Origin of the sequence: Psychrobacter frigidicola (assembly GCF_007997305.1) — a bacterium.
GTDB classification, from domain to species: Bacteria; Pseudomonadota; Gammaproteobacteria; order Pseudomonadales; family Moraxellaceae; genus Psychrobacter; species Psychrobacter frigidicola.
On sequence record NZ_VORZ01000004.1, the window covers coordinates 39638 to 63837 of the forward strand.

Below are 24200 nucleotides of genomic sequence, written 5' to 3' on the forward strand. Positions count from 1 at the left end.
ACCTATGAATCTAACTGAATTAAAGAAAAAATCAATCGCTGAGTTATTGGCTATCGCCAAGGAAATGGGTCTTGATAATATGGCGCGTAGCCGTAAGCAAGACATTATTTTTGCGATTCTAAAAACCCATGCTCGTAATGGCGAAGCTATCTATGGTGATGGTGTGTTAGAAGTGCTACCAGACGGTTTTGGCTTTTTGCGCTCATCTGAGGGTTCTTATCTAGCAGGTCCTGATGATATTTATGTCAGCCCGAGCCAAATTCGCCGTTTTAGTCTTAAGACGGGTGACAGCATCGCGGGCACCATTCGTCCGCCAAAAGATTCTGAACGTTATTTTGCCCTATTAAAAGTCGGTGAAATCAACTTTGATACCCCAGATCGCTCACGCCATAAGCTCATTTTTGAAAACTTAACCCCCTTATTTCCAACTGAGCATCTAAAACTTGAGCTTGGTAACGGCACTAGTGAGGACTTGACCGGTCGAATTATTGACCTGATTGCCCCTATCGGTAAAGGTCAGCGCTCTATTATTGTTGCGCCGCCAAAAGCCGGTAAAACCATGCTGCTACAGACCATTGCCCAATCAATTACCCGTAACAATCCTGAATGTTATCTGATCGTACTACTGATCGATGAGCGTCCAGAAGAAGTGACCGAAATGGTACGGACGGTACGCGGTGAAGTGGTTGCCTCGACCTTTGATGAGCCGCCACAGCGCCATGTGCAAGTCGCCGAAATGGTCATCGAAAAAGCCAAACGTCTGGTGGAACATAAGCAAGATGTGGTTATCTTACTAGATTCTATTACCCGCCTTGCGCGTGCTTATAACACCGTTATTCCGTCATCAGGCAAAGTACTGACTGGTGGGCTTGATGCTAACGCCCTTGAGCGCCCAAAACGCTTCTTTGGTGCGGCTCGTAACGTTGAGGAAGGCGGCAGCTTGACCATTATTGCTAGTGCCCTTATCGATACCGGTAGTAAAATGGACAGTGTAATCTTTGAAGAATTCAAAGGTACCGGTAACCAAGAAATCACCCTTGAGCGCGATTTAGCCGAAAAACGTGTTTTCCCAGCGATTAATATCAAAAAATCAGGTACTCGCCGCGAAGAGCGTCTGCTCGATGAGGATAAGCTGCGTAAGGTTTGGATTTTGCGTAAATTACTACAACCTATGGATGGTGTACAAGCGACTGAGTTTTTACTTGATCGCCTAAAAGAAGCCAAAACCAACGATGAGTTTTTTGAGCAAATGAAGCGTAAATCACAAAACTAATCTATGTTTAAAGCTTACCCTGTACGAAGATCGCCGCGTAGCGGTCTTTTTTTATCTGTAAATATGTTTATGACAAGCATAAAAACAGTTAGCTTAGTCTCGTACTAAATACAAGAATACAAAGTGAACGCACTACCAATGATACAGAGTGGTAACATCACTTACAGCATATTTGCAAAGATTAGCGTTTCTACTACGACCAAAAGCTTAGCAATAGGCTAATATTAGGTATAGTATAAATATACCTTGTTGAAAGACTATTAACACGATAAATGGTTTATACGCGGTGTATTTTAATTTTGACAACTTAATTTGATAACTTAATAGGTGATAATATGAAATTTGCTAAAACTATCGTAATGACTGCAATTACAGCTTCAGCACTTGTAATGGGTGGCTGTAATTCTACTGGTGGCTACAATGGTTACAACAATGGTTTGAGCAATACCGCTAAAGGTGCGGCCGCTGGCGCAGCTGCTGGTGCTCTTATCAAAAGTGGCAGCGACAGCAAAGGTATTGCTCGTGGCGCATTAGGCGGTGCTGCTCTTGGTGGTGCAGGTGCTTATATCCTTAATAATAACAGATAATACCTAGACTATTATTATGAGTCAAACTTAGGTTAGTTTGTTTACGACACCTAAGCTTGAAACCAAAAAAGCCTACCATTTAGATGGTAGGCTTTTTTTATTATGAATTTTATTTAGTTCTTAGATTTCATTTCTGAGATTTTATTATTATAGTTTTAAACCTACTGGGCCTTGTTACTTATTTACGATACTACAGCGCGCCACTAAAAGTATCACAGGCTTGTACATTGCCACTCTCTAATCCCCGAGTGAACCATTGAATACGTTGTTGACTGGTGCCATGAGTAAAGCTATCTGGCGTTACGGCACGACCACTAGCCTCTGCAAGACGATCATCGCCAATTTGACCCGCAGCATTAATGGCCTCATCTACATCGCCCGCTTCTATAAAACCGCCATCGACTAAGGTTTCATTGCGGTTGGCCCAAACGCCAGCAAAGCAGTCTGCTTGTAACTCTTGTAATACCGACAGTTGATTAGCCTGCGCCCGTGTGACTTGACGACTGGCCTCTGCAACTTGCTGACTAATGCCTAATAAGGTTTGTACATGATGACCAACCTCATGTGAGATGACGTAAGCTTGCGCAAAATCGCCTGCTTTCCCTCGGTTTTCAGCGTCGCCTGAACCTTGTTGATCACCAGTAATACCAAAATTTTGGCTCATCTCAGCAAAAAAAGAGGTATCTAAGTAAACGGTCTGATCCCCTGGGCAATAAAAAGGACCGGTTGCTGACGTCGCACCGCCACAAGCAGAATTGACTTGCCCACTGAAAAGAATCAATGAAGGTTCTTGATATGTCTGTCCGCCTTCATTAAATACTTGATGCCAAACTTTTTCAGTATCTTTTAATACTACTTTTACAAACCGTGTATCACGATCGTCATCACCTGCAGGTTCGGTAGAGCTACTCGTACCACCACCTGCAACCACTTGTCCTGTCTGTAAGGCAGTCATTGGATTTACCCCAAATACTAGCCATAGAATACCAGCAATAATAATCCCGCCAATACCGCCGCCCATCAGCTTACCGCCACCACTACTTGTGCGTACGTTAGAGCTGCCTTCCCTACCTTGCCATTTCATAGTACTTTCCCTTAACTCTATTCAATACAGAATTATTATTAAAAGCGGTTGGTTGTATTAACCCTTTATGAATCATGAGCTATATTGCTGCCCGTGCCTTTCGTGTATACGCGCGTGGCGCTATAGTCACGCTATAGTCACGCTATACATGTTATGATAGCTATTATCGTCGATAATGCCTATTATATTGTCGTTTATTATATTAAAATTCACAGCAAAGAATATGTCTAGAATATTATTTACTACTTTATTGTTACTTAACTGTACAGCCTCTTTTCTTTTGAAAAGAAAGCGTATAGAATGCGTGGAAGCTGAGTAGCTGTAACTAGGATTAGTTGACTTCCGAAATATCTCGGAGGCTCGACCCTTTGCTGTGGCTACTGCTCATTTCATTTTCCGGAGATTATCTATATGAAACTTAAATTACTTGCTCTTGCTGGTATCATGGCCGCTTCTATGGGCTTAACTGCTTGTGATAGCAACAAAGAAAACGCACAAGAAGATGTTGTTGATGCACAAGAAGATGTTGTTGATGCACAAGATGATGTTGTTGATGCTCAAGCAGATGTTGTTGAAGCTCAAAACGAAGCTGCTCTAGCTGATGACACACAAACTACTACTGTTACTACTACTGACGTGAACGCTGAAGTTCCTATGGACGGTGCTGCTGTTGATGGTACTGACATGGATATGGCTACTAATACTGACGCTGCTAATGCTGCTGACGACGTTGTTGTTGTTGAAGAACCAGCTCAGTAATTTTATTATTTATATAATAAATAATTACTGCAGTGAAAAAAGAGAGCCTATGCTCTCTTTTTTTGTGCCTGCTATTCTTGCACAAGCTATACTGTCGCCTCTCCTGATTGACTACTAAGCTCAATCATCAAACCACGGGCTGATTCAGCACTTAGCAAGTACGGATTAAATTCGACAGTAGTAGAGTATTTAATATGAATTGCCGCCGCCGCTTCACTTGGAGAGGTATAACTCATTAGCCATTTAGGCCACTCTCTATACTTCAATTCACGCGCTTCAAGTAGCTGTACATCATGATGCCGCTTATCAGCCATTAACGCATATAGCAAACGGTTAATCTGTGCTCTTGGCCCTTCGATAGTTTGTAAAAAATAATTGTTATGAAAAATCAGCATGCCGGTAATCCCGTTAGCGGCATTGTTATCTTGTGCTTCTTGCAGAATTTCACCGAGCTCTTTTGCATCCACGTCTGAGGTTGCGCGGCTCACGTATGTCATGTTCACTAGAATGTGGGCATCTGAAGTTGTTTTTGGCATATCCTGTCCCTTCTATAAATTGCATTGAGCTTGAATGGCAAATTGAAAGATAAAACTATTTCATCTCAGAAGCACGCCTTTCTGCTTGCTCTTGAAGCTCTGATAGGGTGTCAATAAACATCATGACTTGAGAGGTGCTCATTAGATAAGGATTAAAGTCAGTACCTGCTGAGAACCTAAGCACATATTTTTTATCCTGCTCGCTGGGCGTTAAATATTTCATAGACCACTTATTCCAACGACGCTGCTCAATTTCACGACATTCAATAACTTGTAACGAGAAATGCCGAGTGTCCTCAACCAGTTTCCCTAACAACTCATTAATGACAGGTCTTGCGCCCTCGATACTCTGGAGAAAGAAGTCGTCATTCAATACTAACACGCCAGTAACACCATTACGCTCGTTGTTGCGTTGCGCCTGCTGCAGGATACGCGCCACTTCGAGCTTGGCATTATCAGGGTTATAATGGCTAATATAAGTTAAACGCAAAATAATATGCCCGCCCGGTCGCACTTTTGCATCATTCTTTTCTGAAAACTTAGATAATTCCAGTTCCATTGGTAACTCCGATTGTTTAGCCAGATTTCGAGAGAAATCTATAGTTAAATGAATAATTGCGATAGAAAGGGCAAAGTTGATATTTAATTGTTTCAGAGAGCTCATCACTATCGCATAGCGCATAGTAGATGACCTTTTATAGAACTCTAAATTTTTTGCGGTATGACTAATAAATACAAGCTATTATCGCCCTGCTTCAGTTTGAACAATAACCTCAAGGGTCCTGCGCTTATATATTTTTTGAGATGAGTCGCCAAATTCAATATTAGCGCTTCATGTTTGGGACATTTACTTATGCCAGATGTTATTGACGTTTAGAGATGACGTTTCTTGAATATCGATTTCTAAGCGTACTTTATTGAAGGTATTGAAGCAATACCACAAACGTTACTGCGCCTCTCATCTCAATAAATTTTTTACTTTGCGACTCAAAGTCATGCAAGTAAGTCTTGTTAGCATTAGTCAATGCTAGATAATGGTTTAACCTATCACATCAATCCACCATTATTTTGGTTTGTGAATTATTTTTAATACAGTATTTTATTCTTAAAAATTGACTATTGTTTACTTTTTTAATAAAGCATAGCCTAATAGGCTAGCATTATCATACAGATATGCTACTTAAATGAGATTTAATACTCTTAGGCATTAGATAGTTTAGTATTAATCTTCTAAGCATTTTTTAGCAAATACTTAGAAGATCGGAAAATAAATATGAGCTGGCTGATTGACATCACTCATTATTAAACATCAAATAAGCGCTCATCAACTTTTTGGCGAAACTTCTGTCCTGTCTTAAACGTGACGACGCGGCGCGCAGAAACGTCCACAGGCTCACCTGTTTTTGGGTTACGACCCGGACGGCTGTTTTTATTTTTAAGCTCAAAGTTACCAAAGCCTGAGAGTTTTACCTCTTTACCATCGATTAAGCTTTCTGATAATTCATCAAAAAAATTCTCAACCAAACAGCGCCCTTCTTGACGGGTGAGGTTAAGCTGATGCATTAAATGCTCAATCATGTCAGATTTGGTTAAGGTACTCACAGTACGACTCCTTTGCTATGTCGATATATCTAGATAACGTCAGATAGAGGTATGACGGATAACCTTGGCTATTATAAAGGGTTTTTACAGTTTTTTTAATAAATTGTGAAATAAAGTCCTTTATTAATAACCAGTTAGCTCTCTGCATGAAAAAACAGCACTATTGACCTTACTAGGCTATAAAGCCTTGAGTTAAAATAGTGCTGTTCGTTTATTGTAAATTATTACTGCTATCAAGCATTAACTGTCGCGAAGTTGCGCGCCATGTTGCGTGGTTAAAGCGTTGACAACTTTATCAGTAATGACTTTAACCGCCTCATCAGATAGCGTTTGGCTCTTATCTTGCCAAGTAATGGCAAAAGCCAATGAGCGCTGATTTTTCGGTACGTTTTCACCTTGATAAACATCAAACAACCATAAACCTGTCAATAACGCTCCAGCTGCTGCGCGTATCGTCGCTTGCAAAGTCTGTACGCTGATATCACTGTCCACTAAAATGGCAATATCGCGGCGTACTTGTGGGAATTTACTTGGCGTTACGATAGCGTTCTGCTCACGGGCTAGCGTTAACAGAGGTGCTAACTCCAGTTGTGCAACCCAAGTGACAGGCAAATCAAGCTGCTTAGCAGTATTGGGATGTAATTGACCGAGCCAGCCGATATAATGCTCGTCGATATATAACTTGGCGCTTTGACCCGGGTGTAAGAAATCTAAATCACTACGCTCATAGCGAATGCGCGCGCTATCTAACTGTGCAGGAACTAATTGCTCAACGTCATGCTTGAGATCATAAAAATCCAGTGCCCGATTCTGATAGGCTTGCTCATCCCAGACATTACCAACCGCCACCAAAGCCATACTTGGGGTTTGTACTAAATCACTGATGCTACGACCAACAAAGCTAAGTCCGGTTTCAAAAAAACGTACCCGTGATTGTTGACGATTAAGATTGTATTGCACGCAAGGCAACAGGCTTGATAATAAGGTACGGCGCATTACTGCCAAGTCACTAGAGATCGGATTGGCAAGCGCCAATACTTCACCCAATGCTTCATCATCAATCAAAGCTTCTAACTTAGCATCACTAAAGCTAAAGCTAATCGCTTCCATATAACCGGCATCAACTAAGGCCAGTTTCATCTCATAAGTCAAATCAGCAGTATCATCATAATCCATGCTGACTTGCAAATGCGGCAAGGTACTTGGAATATTATCGTAACCATAAATGCGCGCAATCTCTTCAATCAAATCCTCTTTGATACTTAAATCAAAGCGATACGATGGCGGGGTGCAAATGAGCGCATCGGCCGTTTGTTCTACAATGAGTCCTAATTGGGTTAAAATACGCACCATCAAATCCGGTGAAATTTCAATACCGATGACATCGCGAACTTTAGCTATCGGTAAGGTAATAGGAGTACGCGCTGGCAGTTGCTCATTATGTTCAGACTTAGCTATTGATCCTGCTTGTCCGCCAGTAATACTGGTAATTAAGTCACGCGCACGTGCCAAAGCTTGTGCTGGCAATTCAAAATCGACTCCGCGCTCAAAGCGTTGTGAGGCATCGGTATGTAGACCAAAACGGCGAGCTCGCCCAGCAATAGCTAATGGGCTAAAAAAAGCACTTTCTAACAAAATATTAGTCGTCTTATCAGTGACACTACTACGCTGACCTCCCATAATACCGGCCAATGCCAGTACACCTTTGTCATCGGCAATAACCAACTCATCACCCGTTAGGCTAATGGTCTGCTCATTGAGTAAAGTAATGGTTTCTTTTGGCTGCGCTAAACGCACATTGATATCACCGACAATGCTATCGGCATCAAAAGCGTGTAGCGGTTGCCCAAACTCCATCAGCACGTAATTTGTCAAATCGACCAAGAAGTTATGTGAGCGTAACCCTGACTGAACCAGTGCATCTTGCATCCATTTAGGGGTGTCAATACTGCGGTCAATATCATTAATAGACTGTAATAAATAGCGCGGACAGGCGTCCGGCGCATTTACAGTTACGCTAGGCGTAGAATGAGTATCGTCAGACGCTTGCGACTCAGTCTGCGAAATATTAATAGTATCAGGAGTCTGTACAGGCAAATCATTCATAACTGAAATCTCGCGCGCGATACCACGTACGCTAAAACAATCACCACGGTTAGGAGTAATGGCAATATCGAATATCTGGTTGTCTAAACCTAAGTATTCACGAATATCAGTGCCAATTGGGGCATCCTCTGGCAGCTCAAGCAAGCCATCTATATCGTCAGTCAAATCAATCTCAGAGGCGCCGCATAGCATGCCATTTGAAGCAATGCCGCGTAGCTCGCTCGCTTTAATATGAAAGCCCGCTTTATCATTACTGCTGTCATTGGTGGGCAATACGGCACCAACGGTAGCAACTGGCGCTTTCATACCAACGCGGACGTTAGGCGCACCGCATACAATTTGAATAGGCACATCGTTACCAATATTGACCTGAGTGACGCGCAATTTGTCAGCATCTGGATGGGGCTCAACGCTGATAACCTCACCTACTACCACACCATTAAAGGCACGGGCGACCGCATATTGGTCATCAATTTCAAGCCCAGCCATCGTTAGCTGTTCGGCCAATTGCTCACTGGTATTGGCAGGGTTTACCCATTGACGTAGCCACTGTTCGCTAATTTTCATAAATATCTCTGATCAAAATAAATGTAATAAAAGAGTCATGGCAGCCGCGTTATTTGCTTACTGGTTATGTTATTAATAAGCAAAAATTTAGAACGCTTAACCTGCTAACTTAACCAGTCAACTTAACCAAATTGCTTTAAAAAGCGCACGTCATTTTGGAAAAATAAACGCAAATCATCAATACCATAATACAGCATGGCAAAACGCTCAATACCCATGCCAAAAGCAAAGCCCGTGTATTTGTCAGCATCAATACCGCAATTGGTCAGCACTTGTGGATGCACCATACCGCAGCCCATAACTTCTAACCATTTACCATTATCAGCTAAAATATCAACTTCAGCTGATGGCTCAGTGAACGGGAAAAATGACGGACGGAAACGGACGGTTAGCTCTTTGCCAAAGAAGGCTTGTAAGAATTCACTGATGAGACCTTTTAGTTCAGAAAAAGTACTCGACTCGGTGACCATCAACCCTTCTAGCTGATGAAACATTGGCGAATGAGTTTGGTCTGAGTCATTACGATAGACGCGACCTGGACAAATGATACGGATAGGCGGCGCACTCTTCTCCATGGTACGAATTTGTACGGGACTAGTATGAGTACGTAAAAGATAATGCGCGTCAAAATAAAAAGTATCGTGCATGGCACGCGCTGGGTGATGCGAGGGAATATTGAGCGCTTCAAAATTATAATAATCGCTCTCTACTTCAGGACCGGTCGCCACATTGAATCCTGCTTGCACAAAGAACTGCTGCATACGCTGAGTAATCATAGTGACGGGATGCAAATGACCTTTTTGCCCACCACGCGCGGGTAAGCTGATATCGATACGCTCTGCTTCTAGTTTAGCATTTAAAGCTGCAACTTCTAACTGTTGCTGCTGCGAAGTCAACGCTTCTTGAATACGGCTACGCACTTGATGTAACCACCCGCCATAAGTCTTTTTGTCATTGCTATCGAGCTTACCCATTTGCTTCGACCAGCTCGTTAATAAGCTTTTTTTACCCGTAAGCTGGACACGCAACTCTTGTAGTGCAGGCACATCAGTAGCTTTTGTAATAAGGGTTTCAGCAGCGCTTGCAAACTCATTTAGTTGCGCTTCATTAAGCTCGTTCAACTCAGAAGGTAGAGTCGGTAGCGCCGACGAATCGTTAGTAGCAGCAGAAGTAGTCATAGGATGCATCATTCCTGATTTAGACAATCTAGTAAGTGTAAATGTTTGACCAAATATTACAAATTATTTACTTAAGCAATAATCACTATCAACCTGCGGAAACGTGGTTAATAACTTGAATATTTACACGTTAATGAACATTACTAAATAATATCAATGCACTATTTAATAATGCTCATATAAAAAAAGCCACCGACCAGCGGTAGCTTTTATTAATATCGTATTATTAATTAATATTAAACCTGTCATTTTAAACACGGACTGCCTTTAATCAAAATTATTAAGAGCAGCACGCAGTTAAACGGAGTTAATATTTATGCCAATGCTGCTTTTGCTTTTTCAACCAATACGCTGAAAGTTGCTGCATCATGCATAGCGATGTCAGCAAGTACGCGACGGTCAACAGTGATGTTGGCGTGTTTCATGCCATTAATAAAGCGGCTATAGCTTAAACCGTTTAAGCGTGCACCAGCATTAATACGCGCAATCCAAAGACGACGGAAGCTACGTTTTTTGTTGCGACGGTCACGATATGCATATTGTCCAGCTTTAGTTACCGCTTGTACTGCTACGCGGTAAACACGTGAACGGGCACCGTAGTAACCTTTTGCACGTTTTAAGATTTTTTTGTGACGGCGATTCGCCTGTACACCACGTTTTACACGGGCCATAATTTACTCCAAGATATTTTAATTAACACTGAGTGATTAATATTCAGTAGTCACTATTCAGTAATCGATATTCGGTGACAGCGATGCGGTATAAATACCCGCAGAGCTGGCATATTGCAAAGTCATCTAAATGACGATAGTCGATTAGATGTATGGGCACATACGACGAACTGCTGCTTCGTCAGACTTGTCCACCATCTTCATACCACGCAACTGACGAATACGCTTAGCTGATTTCTTGGTCAAAATATGACTTTTAAATGCTTGCTTACGCTTGAAGCCATTCGCTGTTCTTTTAAAACGTTTGGCGGCGCCGCTTTTGGTTTTCATCTTCACTTTCATGAGTGATTGCCTCTTTATCTTCAGTAGAACCTGGTCGTCAAATAGCTAACTTACTATTTGCCTCGAGGTGGGAGGCGCTATTTTAGCAGAAGTGTAGCTATTTTGCCAAGCTAAGTTTTAGTACCTAATTCAACCACTCTTAACTGGATAACATTTTTTAATGATTTAACCTTTAGCACTCTAGCATTTACTCTATTAAAGTTTAATCAGTTTTTATACCTTCTTTTATTTTAGCTATGTTTTAATATTAATAATTTCTTAATATTGATATTAGTGATGATTGTGATATATAGTAAAAATAGACATATGTTTGATAAATAATATAAAATAAGACTAAATAAACTGACCGCTCATTCCTAAATAGATTGAATGTATGCTTAAGCTATGCTTAAGTAGTTGCTGAGTGGGCGTCGTCTTTTAAGGCCTCTTGATTCCGCCCCATTTATAAAGATAGGGGTTGGCATGGTATATAGTTATAACTGATTGTAACACGGCCAGCTTATACAATTTTTACCAGAGATAATCATTATATATCGGTCATTATGTATCAATAAATTAGGAGATAACGTTGTCAGATCAAGAATTAATCTTCGATGACGAGGTGTTTGTTTTTGAGACGGTCATGCGCGTGCGCAGTACCGAAATCGATGGGGGTCAGTATCTGACTCTCGAATCGCTGACAACGCTATTGGCGGAAGCGCGGGCTCGTTTTTTGTATTCCAAAGGTATTCAAGAAATCAATGCAGATCATCAGGGCATAATGGTCAATAACTTACATCTTAAAGTAATGAGCCGAGTCCGTGCGCGTGAAGAGCTGTTATTCGAGGTTGGCGTGGAACAACTGTCTGAAAACGGTGGAGAAATGGCTATTAAAGTGACTCGTATGCATGATGGCTCATTAGTAGCATTGGCTCGGCAACATTTCGTCAGTTATGACTACCGATTAGATAAAATTACGACTCTAACCAGTATGATTCAAGAAGTGTTGAGTCCACCACCATTTGACATCCTAATGACCTAAGATAGATGCACTCTCCCATTAGTTTTAATACCGATAGCTTTACTGCAATGACGCTACTATTAATCACAACTCTATATATAAGATGACACACAGACTATGACCGTACCTGCTTGGCTTACCACTATGACCTTTAATGCTGATGGCCTAATTCCTGCGATTGCTCAAGACGAGCAGTCAGGACGTATTTTGATGATGGCATGGATGAATGCCGAAGCGTTACAACTGACCGCGCAAACACAGACCGCTGTTTATTTTTCACGCTCACGCAATAAGCTGTGGCATAAAGGGGAAACGTCTGGTCATACTCAACAAGTACATGATATTCGCTTAGACTGCGATGCTGATGTGATTGTGTTGAGTGTCACTCAAGTTGGTGGTATCGCTTGTCACACAGGGCGCGAATCCTGCTTTTATCAACGCCTAGATTTATCAGGAGCTGAACCTACTTGGCAGACCGTTGATAGGATAATCAAAGATCCTGCTGATATTTATCATACTGATAACCATAATGCTTTAAATAATGATAGCCCAATCGAAGCGCTTGTAGATAAAGCAGCCACTATAGACAAAGCAAATAACAATACTCAGCCAAACAGCGCACCTATCTTACAGCAGCTTGATAGCGTTTTAGCGGAACGCAAACAAGCGAATGCTGACAGCTCTTATGTGGCAAGCCTATACGCAAAAGGTTTGAACAAAATACTTGAAAAAGTAGGTGAAGAAGCGACTGAAAGCATCATTGCTGCCAAAGACTTTGCCAATTGTGATGAGAACACAGATCAAGCAGGATTTGATGCTGCACGTCATGAGCTGATTTATGAAGTAGCAGATGTTTGGTTTCATACTTTAGTGGGTCTAGCGTGGTTCGATATTGAGTCAGACGCCGTTTTAAATGAGCTGGGACGACGCTTTGGACTGTCTGGTATCGATGAAAAAGCGGCGCGGTAACCTTAAGCTGGTAAGTAACTAAATTTGATTACGGCTGTTTTCACCTTTTATCATCAGTGCGCGTTATAATATAGCTAAGTTCGACGTACTAAAATACATATCGGTCTTACCAAGACCTGAGGATAACGTTATGGGTAGCTTTTCCATTACGCATTGGCTAATTTTGTTGGTGGTGGTGGTGGTCGTTTTTGGCACCTCCAAGCTTAAAAATGCTGGCAAAGATTTGGGCGGCGCGGTAAAAGGCTTTAAAGAAGCCGTTAAAGATGAAAACTTAGAACACAAAAACAAACATCGTGTACTTGATCATGAAAGCAGTACTCGTGCTTCAGATACTCAATCAAGCACACGAGTAGGAACTCAGGTTGATGATATAGAAATCAGTCCTGCGCCAGTTGATGACCAACATAAGGTGTAAAGCATGTTGCTTTTTGCCAGCAAATCTTAATGTTTAGAGACTTAGTATCTATTAACTTACTATTTAGGAGTTAGGCATTTAGAATGCCGATTCTTAAGATGGTTCGTTTTCTAATGCCTATTTGCTACCTTAATTACTATATTTGAGCGTTATGTTTGATATCGGGTTTTCCGAATTACTCCTATTTGGCGTCATTGCCTTAATTGTATTGGGCCCTGAGAAACTGCCGAAGGCTGCCCGTACGGCTGGCCAATGGTATGCCAAAATTCGCCGTACGGTATCTACCTTACAGTCTGAGATAGAAGCTGAGTTTGATTTGGCCGAAACGCGTCAACAAATGCAAGATGAGATTGCCAAAATCCGTCAAACTGAAACGGATATGAAGCGTGAACTGGCAGAGATGCGCGGTAGCATGAAGGAATTTGAATCTTCACAAAACCAAAGTTTAAACGCAGCACCAGAAACAGAGCTTCAATACAAACAAGACCTAGAACCTATGGTTCATCCAAGACCAGACAGTCTTGGGCCTAAAAAGTCGATGCCGAAAGAGTTCAACTACGCTTATGGACAAGAGCAAACTCATCAGCCATTCCAGAGCGCAGAAGACACTTCAAAACTTTCAAATATCGATGATAATAACAACATAGCAGATGGTAAGTCTGCCAATGTCGCCGTGCAGCCCATCATTACCAAGCCATGGGAAAACATGTGGTTTCGTCTTGGCCCGTATGATAAAGCGCGCCGCTTACCTGCTCCGCCGTTACTACCAAACTATAAAGCCGATAGCTTATTAAATTCAGCTTTAAATCAAACAAGCCTCAATGCTGCGCCAGCGTCTACACCTATAATTAGTCCCCCTTCTCTGGTTAAACAAGAGGCGGATAAATGAAATTATTTAAACGCCAAAAAAGTCGCCAAGAAAAAATAGCGGATTCAGAAGACCAAGCACAAACAGACAATTCTACTAATAGTAAAACTGACGATGTACTAAGTAACCTTGCAGACATGCCGATTACTGAGCATTTGATAGAGCTGCGCGCGCACTTAATCAAAATATGTGTGGCAGTTTTAATTATATTTTTAGTGTTGGTAGGATTTTCGCGTGAGCTCTATAATTTTTTATCGGATCCGCTAGTGGCACAGCTGCCTGCCAACTCGACTATGATTGCTACCGACATCACCTCCAACTTTATGGCACCGATTCGCTTAACAATATTTGTCGCCGCATTCTTTGCTATGCCTTATATCTTGTATCAAATCTGGTCATTTGTCGCTCCGGGCTTGTATAAAAAAGAGAAGAAAATTGCTATTCCGGTCTTATTATCTTCGATACTTTTATTCTATACGGGCGTCGCTTTTGCCTACTTTATTGTATTAAAAGGGGTGTTAAAGTTCTTTATCACTTTTGCCCCGCAAAACGTCCTACCAATGACTGATATTGACAGCTACCTAAGCTTTGCTCTAAAACTATTTATGGTGTTTGGCCTGACTTTTGAGATTCCTGTAGTCACGTTACTATTGATATTAGTCGGTATCGTCTCCATTCAGAGTCTTAAGGACAAGCGCCGCTATATTATAGTGGGCTGTTTTGGTCTTTCTGCCGTAGTGACCCCGCCCGATGGCGTGTCAATGTTGATGCTGGCAATTCCGATGTGGTTGTTGTTTGAGCTGGGTTTATTTTTAGCACAAATATTAATTAAAGAGGAACGTAGTACAGACGTCATCTCAGAAAATGAGATATCAGAGAGCAACTAAAATTGGATTAAGCGTTGTTTTTTATTTGAGCGTTTTTACTCAATAGTTTTCCATTGATTAACTTCTTTCTTTTATTTATTACTATCCTATTACTCACCAGCCAGCCATTGACTATTCAGTGGCTTTTTTTACCCCCGTCATTTTCGCACTTCAGGTAACGTTTTATGTCTGCATCTATGCCCGCTTATATGAGCCATCCCACCGATGAGCAACTCAATGCCCTCAACATGGCGATGGATCGTAAGTCTTTTAAAGTGGTAGCCTATGCTGGCGCGGGTAAAACCACGACCTTAAAACTTATTGGTGAGCGTTTGCCTGGACGCGGGTTATATCTAGCCTTTAATAAAGCGATTGCCAATGATGCACGGCAAAAATTCCCGTCGCATGTAGACTGCCGCACCTTTCATTCGCTAGCTTATCGGCATGTCGGACGTGATATCACTGCCAAGCTATCATTGCCACGCTTTTCGCCCAAACGCCTAGGCGACGACTTAGGCTTGCAGCCCGTACAAGTGCGCAGGCAAATGGATGGGGTCAATAAGTACATTACGTTAACCCCTGCAAGGCTGGCGCGCTTCGTCAGTGATGCAGTCAGTAACTTTTGTAGTACGCATGCCAGCTACCCGGCGCCGCGCCATATTGAATTTCCAAAATGGCTCGATGGTTCCGATGCCGAGCAACTGCGTGAAATGCTCTACCCTGCCGTTGAGCAGCGTTGGTTACAATCGATTGATTCACGCCATCCGGCAGGTATCGGTCATGATATTTATCTAAAACTATGGGCATTATCCAAACCTAGTATTCCAGCGGACTTTATCTTATTTGATGAAGCCCAAGATGCAGACCCGTTAATGATGGGAATCTTAACCCAGCAATCAAAACAAGTCATTTATGTGGGGGATGCCCATCAGCAGATTTATGAATGGCGCGGTGCGGTTAATGCGATGAAAAAGCTACCACTACCGCAGACTTTATTGACCCAATCGTTTCGCTTTGGTGACCCGATTGCAGAAGTTGCCAATACCTTACTAAAAGCCTTACAAGAGGACGTGCCATTAATTGGTAATCCTAATAAACAATCTTCAACCGAAAAAGGGTTGGTACATAGTAAAAAAGATGCCATCTTATGCCGAACCAATGCGGCGGCGATGTCGCAGTTATTAACAGGCTTAAAGTTAGGCCATCGGGTAGCGTTACAGGCTGATACAGATCGTATGCTGAAATTCTGTCAAGCCGCAGAAAACTTAAAAAATGGTAAGTCTGCGTATGGGGTACCGGAGCTGGCCTATTTTTATAACTGGTCTGATGTACAAGAGTATTCTGAAACTTCGGAAGGTAGCGACCTGAAAACCTTGGTTAAACTGGTCGATGATCATGGTACCAGTGTATTAAGCCAAGCGGTAAATAGCTTGACCCGTATTGAAAATGCTGATTACGTCATCTCCACCGCTCATAAAGCAAAAGGGCTTGAATGGGGGCGCGTGCAACTCGATGATGATTTTTATTACGATGTCACGACCAACGGTATTAAAATTAATCCTGAAGAGTTACGCTTGCTGTATGTTGCCTGTACTCGCGCGCAATCCAACTTAGATATTGATAATATTAAAGACTTAATATTGGGATTGCAGTCTGGGAAAAAAGTGATTTATGGCAGCTAAGACTTTAGCTACGCTCGTTCTTCACAGCACAGCTTTTACCTACTAACTATATCCATAAAAATTTCCGTAATTTTTAATTATGACCAACTACCAATGAATAATAGATATTAATGACTGATAACTACCAACCAATTTTTGCAGTACAGCAATTATTCACTAACCCCGTCCGCCTTCTAGCGCCAATGGAAGGTTTAAGCGACCCTTTGATGCGCCAAATTCTCACTCAGATAGCGCACGACTTAGGCCGTCCTTATGATTGGTCGGTTAGTGAGTTTATTCGGGTGACGCAGCACTTATTGCCAGCGCATGTATTTTATAAATATGTGCCAGAATTGCATAATGATGCTAAGACTGCCTCGGGCACGCCCATTCATATACAACTATTAGGTAGTGATGCGCAGCTGATGGCAGAAAATGCTGCTTATGCTTGCGAGCTGGGCGCGCCCGCGATTGATATTAACTTTGGTTGTCCTGCAAAGTCAGTTAATAACCACCGCGGCGGTTCCGTATTATTAGATGAGCCAGAAGTATTGTATGAAATTATTAGTGCGGTACGCCAAGCGGTTCCTGCTGAGACTCCAGTCTCGGCCAAGATTCGCTTGGGCTATACCAATACTTCTAAGATAAATGAGATTCGCCAAGCTATCGCTGATAGCGGCGCAGATTGGTTGACTATTCATGCCCGTACCAAAACCCAAGGCTATAAGCCGCCCGCTTATTGGGATAAGATTCAGAGCTTTAATACGCTAGATATTCCGATAATTGCTAATGGTGAAATTTGGACAGCTGAACAAGCGCAAGCTTGTATGCAGCAGGCAGGAACGCCGCATCTTATGCTTGGGCGCGGTGCAGTGACTCGTCCCGATTTGATTGCGCAGGTTGATAGTAATATTGCAAACAACATGGCGAATAATATAGCGAACGAGGCTCTAGCCTTATCGTGGCAAGCAATGATAACGCATCAAATTAAATTTTTGGAAGGGCAAGCCAAAAATGACATCGTCTTAATTGGTCGTTATAAACAATGGCTAGCGATGCTTACGAAAGGCTATGTTGAGGCGCAAATATTATGGAACGCTATTAAACGTGAAAAAAATAAAGCAGCCATTATTAATGCGCTACAGACCAGCACATATTCATAATAAATAGCTGCCTTTATTATATTTTATTCAACGACAAATTTTAAAATAAAACGCTTAAGCACTAATTCGAATCGCTAGATAAAATAGCATCAAGCTACAAATCATCGATAACACCCAAAGTATCGAGCGGAACATGGCTAAGTTAGTGATATAAGCGACGCAATATCCCATGCGGATAATCACATATAACCATGCAATTTTATTAATAATGGCTTGCGGCACAAAAAACAACATGGCAACCAATACTGCCACTAAGAATATCGGTAAGGTTTCATAGCTGTTCTGCTGTGCAGCATTTGCTCGTGCTGCCGCGCCAGTGGTATGCTGCAAAAAATCACGCGGATGCGCATTATCTTTTAAGTTAAAGCCGCCAAATACTTTTGCGGACATCGCCATGACCAAGGGCAACAGACTTGCTACTACCATCGCCCAGATTGCTGCCGCTGCCGTATCGGGAATAAGCCCAAATAGTGCATTCATCAGTATTTTTGCCCCTACCCTGCGATAATTTCAAAATCATGAGTGACGTTCACGCCGCCTTGTACCAGCATACGGCTGGCTGAACAGTATTTCTCTGCGGATAGGTGAATCGCCCTTTCAACATGTTTGTCTGCAATATCTTTACCAGTCACCACGAAATGCATGTGAATATCAGTATAAACAGCGGGGACTGTCTCAGCACGTTGAGCGGTAAGCTCGCAGCGTACATCTTGCACCTCTTGACGCGTCTTTTGTAATATTCCAACCACATCATAACTGGCACAACCGCCAAGACCTAATAAAATCAGCTCCATTGGGCTTGCACCTTTTTCTTTGTCCGCATCAATTTGGACATTATGCCCTGAGGGTGACACACCCATAAAAGCTTTGTCTTGTTGCCAAGTGACGCTTGCTTTAGATTCTGCCATAGTTTTACCCTTATTTTAATTCGTTATTGATAGCTTTTAGGAACACTAACTCACATTACTATTTACGTTACTGAGCTAGTGTAGCACAAGCTAAAACACGGTTTTATAGGGCAACTGTCATTGAATGGCACACTAAACTAAATTTTTTATTTACTTAGCAATATTATTTTTTATCGCCTAAAAACCACTAAAAATAAGTCCATCAGTAGCTTGTAATATCACCGCTATAAACCTTTGATTTTACAGTTATAAATTCGTGAAACATTTTATAGCAAAATACTGTTACACATTTTGCCGGTTTCTTGGTTTAATAACGGTAATGAATCTTATTTTGATAATGTATTGATATCAGTCACTCAATATCCGCCACAATCTGTCACGGAATAATAATTATGACTTACATATCAGCACTTTATTAAAATAAGCGCTTTTAAATGATTTGAAAGGTTTAGTCATGATAGATGCAGACGGTTTTCGCGCAAACGTCGGTATCATCTTGGCAAATACACAAGGGCAAGTTCTGTGGGCAAAACGTATTGGTCACAACGCTTGGCAGTTCCCTCAAGGTGGTATTGACCGAGGGGAGACGCCGATGGATGCGATGTATCGTGAGCTCTGGGAAGAGGTCGGGTTATATCCGCGCCATGTCGATTTATTGGCGGTCACGCAAGATTGGTTGCGCTATCGTTTGCCAAAACGCTACGTGCGTCATGGACAATATCCACTGTGTATTGGGCAAAAACAAAAATGGTTTTTGCTACGCTTAGATGAGCTGAATACTCAACATATCCGCTTTGATGAGGGTAAGCCTGAGTTTGATCATTGGCAATGGGTCAGCTACTGGTACCCACTTGGGCAAGTGATTCACTTTAAACGTGGTGTATACCGCCGCGCCTTGCAAGAGCTGGTGCGTGAGCTGCCACTCAAGCAAGAGCTGATTATTCCTGAGCAAAACAATCATTTGCTTATAGAATAATTCAGTAACATTAAGTTTAAATCAATGCCTGCTCTAGAGCCTGTTACTTTTCAGACTCTAGAGTAGACATTTTTATTGGTGCTAGCTAGCCTAGCTAGCGTTATTTAACTCACGACTGATAAGTTCAGCCCTCATTTTTGCATGGCTACCGCTACCCTTTTCATTACGCAACGTTAAAATACTTTGCGTACGCGTACCATAAGTCGGCATGCTGGTTTTGAGATTGAGATTAAGAGTAGCCAAAGCCATAGGCTCAATATAAACAGACGATAGCGCTTGCTCGATATTGTTAGCGACGCCAGTCTGCGGCAACTTATCCGGCGGCGCTTTAGTATTATCTGACAGTACGTCAAAGGCTGCCGGTTGCCAATAATCAAAGTGACTATTTTCACCAATCAGTGGTAACACTTCTTGCCGTAGTCTAGCCCGCAGGCGCTCAGTCTTAAACCAACTTTCATCCGGCTGACCATTAGAAAATACATGCAGCCCAGCATATAAAGGTGTGGGTGCATAACCGCGATTATTAACGATAACCGCTTGCTTAGCATCGCCAATAATAAGATTAAAGCCCGCATAATCTTGCAAGTTAATCTCTCGTGCAAAAGCCATTGGACTTATATCACTGGTCAGAAAGTCAGTCACTAACTCGCCACGAGAGCGCTCACTGACAGTTGCCTGCACGCCATCTCGAAAGTTAAGCACTGCTGCCCAGCGCCCATTTTGCTCATCGTATTTTAGGTTTGAAGCTTGAGTTTTTGGCTGTGCTTCTAGTTGTATTCGTTGCTGCTGTTGATGAATGCCTAGCCAAGTACCCCCACTTTGACTATCACGCCCAGCATAGATGGGCTTATCCAACCACTGGTGTAGGGGCTCAGTCGGACGCTGCAAAAACTCATCGCGGTTAGACAGTAATACCAATGGCAACTCATCAAATAATTGCCAAGTAATGGCGACGATACACATAGCAATCCTTTTTATTAGTTGCTTATTATATTAGTGGTTCAGTTTTATCATAAGCATTGTTTTATCAATTGGTATTTAATTGCTTATTAACAGGATAGCTTATCTGATAAGTAGAGTTGAATACTTGTGACTGTTTACTTGGCAAAATAACTTCCCATGCCACTATCCCTTTATTATCGTTCCAATCTTGTTCACTAATCGGTGGAGTATGAGTGGTAATGACTTTAATACTCTCATCAGTGCTAACAGGCTCAGCACTTAATACCTGCAAGCGCATACTGCGATTATGCTGATTGGTAAACTGATAAGCTTGATTAATGGTTCGTGTTTGCAGACGATTAAATACCCCTTTATCGCCTTGTTTGTCTTCATCGGCTAGTTGTTTGACGATTATATTGGGGTCGATACCAAAACCAATACCTTGCTCTTTTAGGGTCTGATAGCTATAGCGCGACTGCCCGACATAGTTATCGTCGCGGTAAAGTTGCAGCGAACCATCAACCCAAGCTGGGGTCAAAAACGGCGCTGAGGCATACCAATAAGCAGCGGCTTCTTGATGGGGTGTACTACGAACCCATAGCTTACTCTTGCCCGATTGCTCATCAATAACCGTGCGCACCCGTCTGCCATCACTTGGAATACTGACCCGCTGCGGCAAGCGATATTCTATAAGACCATTTTTATTTTGGCTACTGACTGTAAAGTTAGGTAGCGGTGCCATATTTGAATCCATTGCCGCGCTGCCAGCATAGCTTTTCTCTTCTGATACTACGACAACCGGGGTAGCATTCCTCTCCATCATAGGTTGCGTATACCTAACCAATTTATCTTGACTCTCTTCATATAGCGATAATCGCGGTACGGTTGGCAATTGGCTGGTGGTATTTTGATTGGGATTAATTGTACTTAATGTTAAGGGTACATTTATCCAATTTTCTCCCGTTTGCTGGGCAATTATGGCGGAGGCAACAATATTTAGTTGCTCACTTTCTGTATTTAAACGCGCTTGATACGTCGGCTCCCAGCCAGCACCGCGTACTTGATAATGTAGTTTCACGGAGCTTGGTGCACGGCTAGCTGTCCGCACACTGACTTGGGTAACGCTATTACGAGTTGAGGTGGTACTACCAGCCAGCAGTTGAGTTAGCGCATCTTGAGCAAAGGTTTGCTGCTGTTGAATCGCTAATATTTTTTTATTAATAGTTTTGGCTTCAGATTCCATATCTCGAGTGGTACTAGCCACAGAGCCGTTCATACTGACTTGGGTAACTTTGGTCAAATTCTGCAAATAAGCTTTGGCTAATTTTGCCGCTTCTAATTCTGCAGTAATATCCGCTAAGGTTTGCTGTTGGGTCTGTACTTTTGCATCTCCTTGATACTGACATTGCGCCGCTTGCTCCCCGCTCAACGTTTCGATACTGATTTCACCGACATTAACATTACCTAGCGCCTGCACGCTTAAGCTATCATTATCAATAAAGGGTGACAAGCAAGAGAAAATAAGGGTCTGCTCACCCGTACCGCTAATAGGTAAAGCACGAGTGACACTCGCTAAGCCTTGATAGATAGTCACTTGCTCAATAGTACTCGTCGCTGCTTGCGCCGTAGTTATCAGCACTAAAGGTAAACTTATAGCGGTAATGCTAACTATCGCTAATGGCGTTGCCGTCTTTTTTAACCAGCGCCCCTTAAATTCACTCGCGCTCTGCTGGTCAGTTAAGACAGATAGTTTTAATAAGCTCTTTTGCATAACAACGCCCCAAAGTTCAGTATATTTTTCTATCTTAGCGGTTTTCTTATAATACAGCTATACACTCTAAACAGTATTATGACTTAGTCGCTATCACGATTTTGTATGCCTATCGAGCGAATTTTGCTATGATGAGCAGCATATTATTGCCAACTTTATGATGCCTTTATGATGATTCACCCTCAGTATGACCCCGTCGCGCTATCCTTAGGCCCAGTAGAAGTTCACTGGTATGGCCTTATGTATTTATTAGCTTTTGCCGCCGCTTATGGCTTGGCATGGTATCGCAGCACCAAGCGGGACAATTGGTCGACCGATATGGTCTCAGACTTAGTGTTTTTTGGTGCGCTTGGGGTCATCTTAGGTGGCCGTGTCGGTTATGTATTGTTTTATCAATTCGGTGAGCTATTACAGAATCCTGCTTATTTATTTAAAGTTTGGGAAGGCGGTATGTCGTTCCATGGCGGCTTTATCGGTGTCATGCTTGGCATGTTGTACTTTGCGCGTAAATATAAAAAAAGTCCTTTCCAAGTCCTCGACTTCATTGTGCCTTGTGTGCCCACTGGTCTTTTATTTGGACGTTTAGGTAACTATATCAATGGCGAGTTATGGGGACGGGTCTCTGATGGCGGTTATAACTGGCTGACCTATTTCCCGCAAGCGGCCGCTTTTGATGTACAACAACTACAAGCCAATCCAGCCTTGCAAGACTTAGCACTTGAAGTTAACGGTCAGTATTTATTGCCGCGTCATCCCTCACAATTATATGAAGCGTTTGCCGAAGGTCTCCTATTATTCCTCTTTTTATGGTGGTATTCATCCAAGCCGCGCCCACGCATGGCAGCGACTGCAGTCTTTTTATTGGGCTATGGTTTTAGCCGCTTTATCATTGAATTTTTCCGTCAGCCGGACATCGATCAGGGTTATATCTTGTTTGGTTGGATGACTAAAGGGCAAATATTGACCGCACCAATGATAATTATTGGCTTCATTCTGCTCATTTATGCTTATAAACGTGGTATTTATGATTGGGGTAAGCAAGGCGCTTATTAAGTTACTTTATATAAACCACCTATTTATTAAAGCTGAGAGTTATGATTACTGATAGAAATGAGCACGCTTATCTAGATTTACTGCGCCATGTTTTAACAAATGGTACCGAAAAAGGTGATCGTACTGGTACTGGTACGCTTAGCCATTTTGGTGCGCAGTTGCGTTTTAATTTAGCCGATGGTTTTCCGCTACTCACTACCAAAAAAGTTCATTTTAAATCGATTGTTTATGAGCTGTTATGGTTTTTGAGCGGTAACACCCACGTTGATTATTTGCAGCAAAATAATGTACGCATCTGGAACGAGTGGGCAACGGCCGCGCAGACCGCACGCTTTAATCGCTCTGAAGGTGATTTGGGCCCTATTTATGGGCATCAGTGGCGCAATTATGGCGCTAGCCAAGGTGCTGACGGTAGTTATAATAATGATGGTATCGACCAAATTACTAACGTTATTAAACAAATAAAAACCAATCCTAATTCACGGCGTTTGATTGTTTCTGGCTGGAACCCTAGTGAAGCTGAGCAAGTGGCTTTGCCACCTTGTCATACCATGTTTCAGTTCTTTGTGGCGGACAATAAGCTCTCTTGCCAGCTCTATCAACGCTCAGCTGACCTATTCTTAGGCGTGCCTTTTAATATTGCTAGTTACGCTCTGTTGACCCAAATGGTAGCGCAAGTGTGCGGATTAGAGGTTGGTGAATTTATTTGGACGGGCGGTGATTGTCATATTTATCAGAACCATCGTGAACAAGCAAAATTGCAATTAACACGCAATCCATTTGCATTGCCGACTTTGACCCTAAATCCGGATGTAAATGATATGTTTGCTTTTAAATACGATGATATTAAAGTTGAAGGTTATGAATCGCATCCTGCTATTAAAGCGCAGGTTTCAGTATAAG

At 42.2% G+C, this 24200-nt stretch carries 25 protein-coding genes; 13 read left to right on the forward strand and 12 right to left on the reverse strand.

Translation table 11 applies throughout. The annotated features are described in order from the left end of the window. Positions 1-4 precede the first annotated feature (4 nt). Positions 5-1273, forward strand: a complete 1269-nt coding sequence (rho, locus tag ES754_RS10945) for a transcription termination factor Rho (RefSeq protein ID WP_147224243.1) — start codon at positions 5-7, stop codon at positions 1271-1273. Positions 1274-1608: 335 nt separating this feature from the next. Further along, the gene (locus ES754_RS10950; protein WP_147224244.1) at positions 1609-1860 is read left to right on the forward strand and encodes a hypothetical protein; all 252 of its coding nucleotides are present in this window, start codon (positions 1609-1611) and stop codon (positions 1858-1860) included. A gap of 190 nt (positions 1861-2050) precedes the next feature. On the opposite strand, the gene ypfJ is transcribed toward ES754_RS10950, so the two are convergent. Further along, positions 2051-2944, reverse strand: a complete 894-nt coding sequence (gene ypfJ, locus ES754_RS10955) for a KPN_02809 family neutral zinc metallopeptidase (RefSeq protein ID WP_147224245.1) — start codon at positions 2942-2944, stop codon at positions 2051-2053. 411 nt (positions 2945-3355) lie between these two features. Here ypfJ and ES754_RS10960 point away from each other — a divergent pair, with 411 nt between their 5' ends. Then, positions 3356-3703, forward strand: a complete 348-nt coding sequence (locus ES754_RS10960) for a hypothetical protein (RefSeq protein WP_147224246.1) — start codon at positions 3356-3358, stop codon at positions 3701-3703. Between the two features lie 86 nt (positions 3704-3789). Here ES754_RS10960 and ES754_RS10965 read toward each other — a convergent pair whose 3' ends face one another. From ES754_RS10965 to rpmI, 7 genes are all read right to left on the reverse strand, one after another. Then, positions 3790-4239 carry a BLUF domain-containing protein gene (locus ES754_RS10965; protein ID WP_147224247.1) on the reverse strand — a complete coding sequence of 150 codons (450 nt, stop codon included), beginning with the start codon at positions 4237-4239 and terminating at the stop codon, positions 3790-3792. 55 nt (positions 4240-4294) lie between these two features. Continuing rightward, positions 4295-4798: a BLUF domain-containing protein gene (locus tag ES754_RS10970; RefSeq protein ID WP_147224248.1), complete on the reverse strand. Its 504-nt coding sequence runs from the start codon at positions 4796-4798 to the stop codon at positions 4295-4297. Between the two features lie 743 nt (positions 4799-5541). Further along, positions 5542-5841 (reverse strand): integration host factor subunit alpha, encoded by a 300-nt coding sequence (locus ES754_RS10975; protein WP_147224249.1) that lies wholly within the window; start codon positions 5839-5841, stop codon positions 5542-5544. 240 nt (positions 5842-6081) lie between these two features. Further along, a complete protein-coding gene (pheT, locus tag ES754_RS10980) occupies positions 6082-8514 on the reverse strand; it encodes a phenylalanine--tRNA ligase subunit beta (protein WP_147224250.1) in 2433 nt (810 codons plus the stop codon). Positions 8515-8636: 122 nt separating this feature from the next. Next, the gene (gene pheS, locus ES754_RS10985; protein WP_147224251.1) at positions 8637-9692 is read right to left on the reverse strand and encodes a phenylalanine--tRNA ligase subunit alpha; all 1056 of its coding nucleotides are present in this window, start codon (positions 9690-9692) and stop codon (positions 8637-8639) included. A 314-nt stretch (positions 9693-10006) separates the two neighbouring features. Then, positions 10007-10363: a 50S ribosomal protein L20 gene (gene rplT / locus ES754_RS10990; protein WP_147224252.1), complete on the reverse strand. Its 357-nt coding sequence runs from the start codon at positions 10361-10363 to the stop codon at positions 10007-10009. A 144-nt stretch (positions 10364-10507) separates the two neighbouring features. Continuing rightward, positions 10508-10705 (reverse strand): 50S ribosomal protein L35, encoded by a 198-nt coding sequence (gene rpmI, locus ES754_RS10995; protein WP_147224253.1) that lies wholly within the window; start codon positions 10703-10705, stop codon positions 10508-10510. A gap of 568 nt (positions 10706-11273) precedes the next feature. Here rpmI and ES754_RS11000 point away from each other — a divergent pair. The 7 genes from ES754_RS11000 (at position 11274) to ES754_RS11030 (ending at position 17647) form a co-directional block, all read left to right on the forward strand. Further along, positions 11274-11726: a thioesterase family protein gene (locus ES754_RS11000; protein ID WP_147224254.1), complete on the forward strand. Its 453-nt coding sequence runs from the start codon at positions 11274-11276 to the stop codon at positions 11724-11726. A gap of 96 nt (positions 11727-11822) precedes the next feature. After that, positions 11823-12674 carry a bifunctional phosphoribosyl-AMP cyclohydrolase/phosphoribosyl-ATP diphosphatase HisIE gene (gene hisIE / locus ES754_RS11005; protein ID WP_147224255.1) on the forward strand — a complete coding sequence of 284 codons (852 nt, stop codon included), beginning with the start codon at positions 11823-11825 and terminating at the stop codon, positions 12672-12674. A 130-nt stretch (positions 12675-12804) separates the two neighbouring features. Beyond that, positions 12805-13089 carry a Sec-independent protein translocase subunit TatA gene (gene tatA, locus ES754_RS11010; protein WP_147224256.1) on the forward strand — a complete coding sequence of 95 codons (285 nt, stop codon included), beginning with the start codon at positions 12805-12807 and terminating at the stop codon, positions 13087-13089. A 151-nt stretch (positions 13090-13240) separates the two neighbouring features. Beyond that, complete coding sequence (gene tatB, locus ES754_RS11015; RefSeq protein WP_147224257.1) at positions 13241-13978, forward strand: Sec-independent protein translocase protein TatB; 738 nt, start codon at positions 13241-13243, stop codon at positions 13976-13978. Then, positions 13975-14844 carry a twin-arginine translocase subunit TatC gene (gene tatC / locus ES754_RS11020; protein ID WP_147224258.1) on the forward strand — a complete coding sequence of 290 codons (870 nt, stop codon included), beginning with the start codon at positions 13975-13977 and terminating at the stop codon, positions 14842-14844. Before tatB ends, tatC begins: the two co-directional genes overlap by 4 nt. 164 nt (positions 14845-15008) lie before the next feature. Next, positions 15009-16505: a UvrD-helicase domain-containing protein gene (locus tag ES754_RS11025; RefSeq protein WP_147224259.1), complete on the forward strand. Its 1497-nt coding sequence runs from the start codon at positions 15009-15011 to the stop codon at positions 16503-16505. A 110-nt stretch (positions 16506-16615) separates the two neighbouring features. After that, positions 16616-17647 carry a tRNA dihydrouridine synthase gene (locus ES754_RS11030; protein WP_147224260.1) on the forward strand — a complete coding sequence of 344 codons (1032 nt, stop codon included), beginning with the start codon at positions 16616-16618 and terminating at the stop codon, positions 17645-17647. A gap of 54 nt (positions 17648-17701) precedes the next feature. On the opposite strand, the gene ES754_RS11035 is transcribed toward ES754_RS11030, so the two are convergent. Further along, positions 17702-18127, reverse strand: coding sequence for an MAPEG family protein (locus tag ES754_RS11035; protein WP_147224261.1), 426 nt, complete (start codon positions 18125-18127; stop codon positions 17702-17704). Positions 18128-18141: 14 nt separating this feature from the next. After that, positions 18142-18555 carry an OsmC family protein gene (locus ES754_RS11040; RefSeq protein ID WP_147224262.1) on the reverse strand — a complete coding sequence of 138 codons (414 nt, stop codon included), beginning with the start codon at positions 18553-18555 and terminating at the stop codon, positions 18142-18144. A gap of 454 nt (positions 18556-19009) precedes the next feature. Between ES754_RS11040 and ES754_RS11045 the strand changes: the two genes are divergently transcribed. Then, a complete protein-coding gene (locus ES754_RS11045; protein ID WP_147224263.1) occupies positions 19010-19531 on the forward strand; it encodes an RNA pyrophosphohydrolase in 522 nt (173 codons plus the stop codon). A gap of 90 nt (positions 19532-19621) precedes the next feature. On the opposite strand, the gene ES754_RS11050 is transcribed toward ES754_RS11045, so the two are convergent. Then, a complete protein-coding gene (locus tag ES754_RS11050) occupies positions 19622-20494 on the reverse strand; it encodes an NRDE family protein (protein WP_147224264.1) in 873 nt (290 codons plus the stop codon). 64 nt (positions 20495-20558) lie between these two features. Beyond that, positions 20559-22244: a DUF4139 domain-containing protein gene (locus ES754_RS11055; RefSeq protein WP_147224265.1), complete on the reverse strand. Its 1686-nt coding sequence runs from the start codon at positions 22242-22244 to the stop codon at positions 20559-20561. A gap of 168 nt (positions 22245-22412) precedes the next feature. Between ES754_RS11055 and lgt the strand changes: the two genes are divergently transcribed. Both lgt and ES754_RS11065 read left to right on the forward strand, forming a co-directional pair. Beyond that, positions 22413-23297 (forward strand): prolipoprotein diacylglyceryl transferase, encoded by an 885-nt coding sequence (lgt, locus tag ES754_RS11060; protein ID WP_147224266.1) that lies wholly within the window; start codon positions 22413-22415, stop codon positions 23295-23297. 41 nt (positions 23298-23338) lie between these two features. After that, complete coding sequence (locus ES754_RS11065; RefSeq protein WP_147224267.1) at positions 23339-24199, forward strand: thymidylate synthase; 861 nt, start codon at positions 23339-23341, stop codon at positions 24197-24199. The last annotated feature ends 1 nt before the right edge of the window (position 24200 follow it).

What these genes read in the sequence shown, in the direction of transcription:
- tatA (WP_147224256.1), top strand. Translation starts at nt 12,805, where the DNA reads ATGGGTAGCTTTTCCATTACGCATTGGCTAATTTTGTTGGTGGTGGTG.
- ES754_RS10960 (WP_147224246.1), top strand. Translation starts at nt 3,356, where the DNA reads ATGAAACTTAAATTACTTGCTCTTGCTGGTATCATGGCCGCTTCTATG.
- ypfJ (WP_147224245.1), bottom strand. Translation starts at nt 2,944, where the DNA reads ATGAAATGGCAAGGTAGGGAAGGCAGCTCTAACGTACGCACAAGTAGT.
- hisIE (WP_147224255.1), top strand. Translation starts at nt 11,823, where the DNA reads ATGACCGTACCTGCTTGGCTTACCACTATGACCTTTAATGCTGATGGC.
- ES754_RS10950 (WP_147224244.1), top strand. Translation starts at nt 1,609, where the DNA reads ATGAAATTTGCTAAAACTATCGTAATGACTGCAATTACAGCTTCAGCA.
- ES754_RS10965 (WP_147224247.1), bottom strand. Translation starts at nt 4,239, where the DNA reads ATGCCAAAAACAACTTCAGATGCCCACATTCTAGTGAACATGACATAC.
- ES754_RS11035 (WP_147224261.1), bottom strand. Translation starts at nt 18,127, where the DNA reads ATGAATGCACTATTTGGGCTTATTCCCGATACGGCAGCGGCAGCAATC.
- pheS (WP_147224251.1), bottom strand. Translation starts at nt 9,692, where the DNA reads ATGACTACTTCTGCTGCTACTAACGATTCGTCGGCGCTACCGACTCTA.
- ES754_RS11040 (WP_147224262.1), bottom strand. Translation starts at nt 18,555, where the DNA reads ATGGCAGAATCTAAAGCAAGCGTCACTTGGCAACAAGACAAAGCTTTT.
- rho (WP_147224243.1), top strand. Translation starts at nt 5, where the DNA reads ATGAATCTAACTGAATTAAAGAAAAAATCAATCGCTGAGTTATTGGCT.
- tatB (WP_147224257.1), top strand. Translation starts at nt 13,241, where the DNA reads ATGTTTGATATCGGGTTTTCCGAATTACTCCTATTTGGCGTCATTGCC.
- rpmI (WP_147224253.1), bottom strand. Translation starts at nt 10,705, where the DNA reads ATGAAAGTGAAGATGAAAACCAAAAGCGGCGCCGCCAAACGTTTTAAA.
- ES754_RS11055 (WP_147224265.1), bottom strand. Translation starts at nt 22,244, where the DNA reads ATGCAAAAGAGCTTATTAAAACTATCTGTCTTAACTGACCAGCAGAGC.
- ES754_RS11030 (WP_147224260.1), top strand. Translation starts at nt 16,616, where the DNA reads ATGACTGATAACTACCAACCAATTTTTGCAGTACAGCAATTATTCACT.
- pheT (WP_147224250.1), bottom strand. Translation starts at nt 8,514, where the DNA reads ATGAAAATTAGCGAACAGTGGCTACGTCAATGGGTAAACCCTGCCAAT.
- ES754_RS11065 (WP_147224267.1), top strand. Translation starts at nt 23,339, where the DNA reads ATGATTACTGATAGAAATGAGCACGCTTATCTAGATTTACTGCGCCAT.
- tatC (WP_147224258.1), top strand. Translation starts at nt 13,975, where the DNA reads ATGAAATTATTTAAACGCCAAAAAAGTCGCCAAGAAAAAATAGCGGAT.
- ES754_RS11045 (WP_147224263.1), top strand. Translation starts at nt 19,010, where the DNA reads ATGATAGATGCAGACGGTTTTCGCGCAAACGTCGGTATCATCTTGGCA.
- ES754_RS11025 (WP_147224259.1), top strand. Translation starts at nt 15,009, where the DNA reads ATGTCTGCATCTATGCCCGCTTATATGAGCCATCCCACCGATGAGCAA.
- lgt (WP_147224266.1), top strand. Translation starts at nt 22,413, where the DNA reads ATGATGATTCACCCTCAGTATGACCCCGTCGCGCTATCCTTAGGCCCA.
- ES754_RS10970 (WP_147224248.1), bottom strand. Translation starts at nt 4,798, where the DNA reads ATGGAACTGGAATTATCTAAGTTTTCAGAAAAGAATGATGCAAAAGTG.
- rplT (WP_147224252.1), bottom strand. Translation starts at nt 10,363, where the DNA reads ATGGCCCGTGTAAAACGTGGTGTACAGGCGAATCGCCGTCACAAAAAA.
- ES754_RS11050 (WP_147224264.1), bottom strand. Translation starts at nt 20,494, where the DNA reads ATGTGTATCGTCGCCATTACTTGGCAATTATTTGATGAGTTGCCATTG.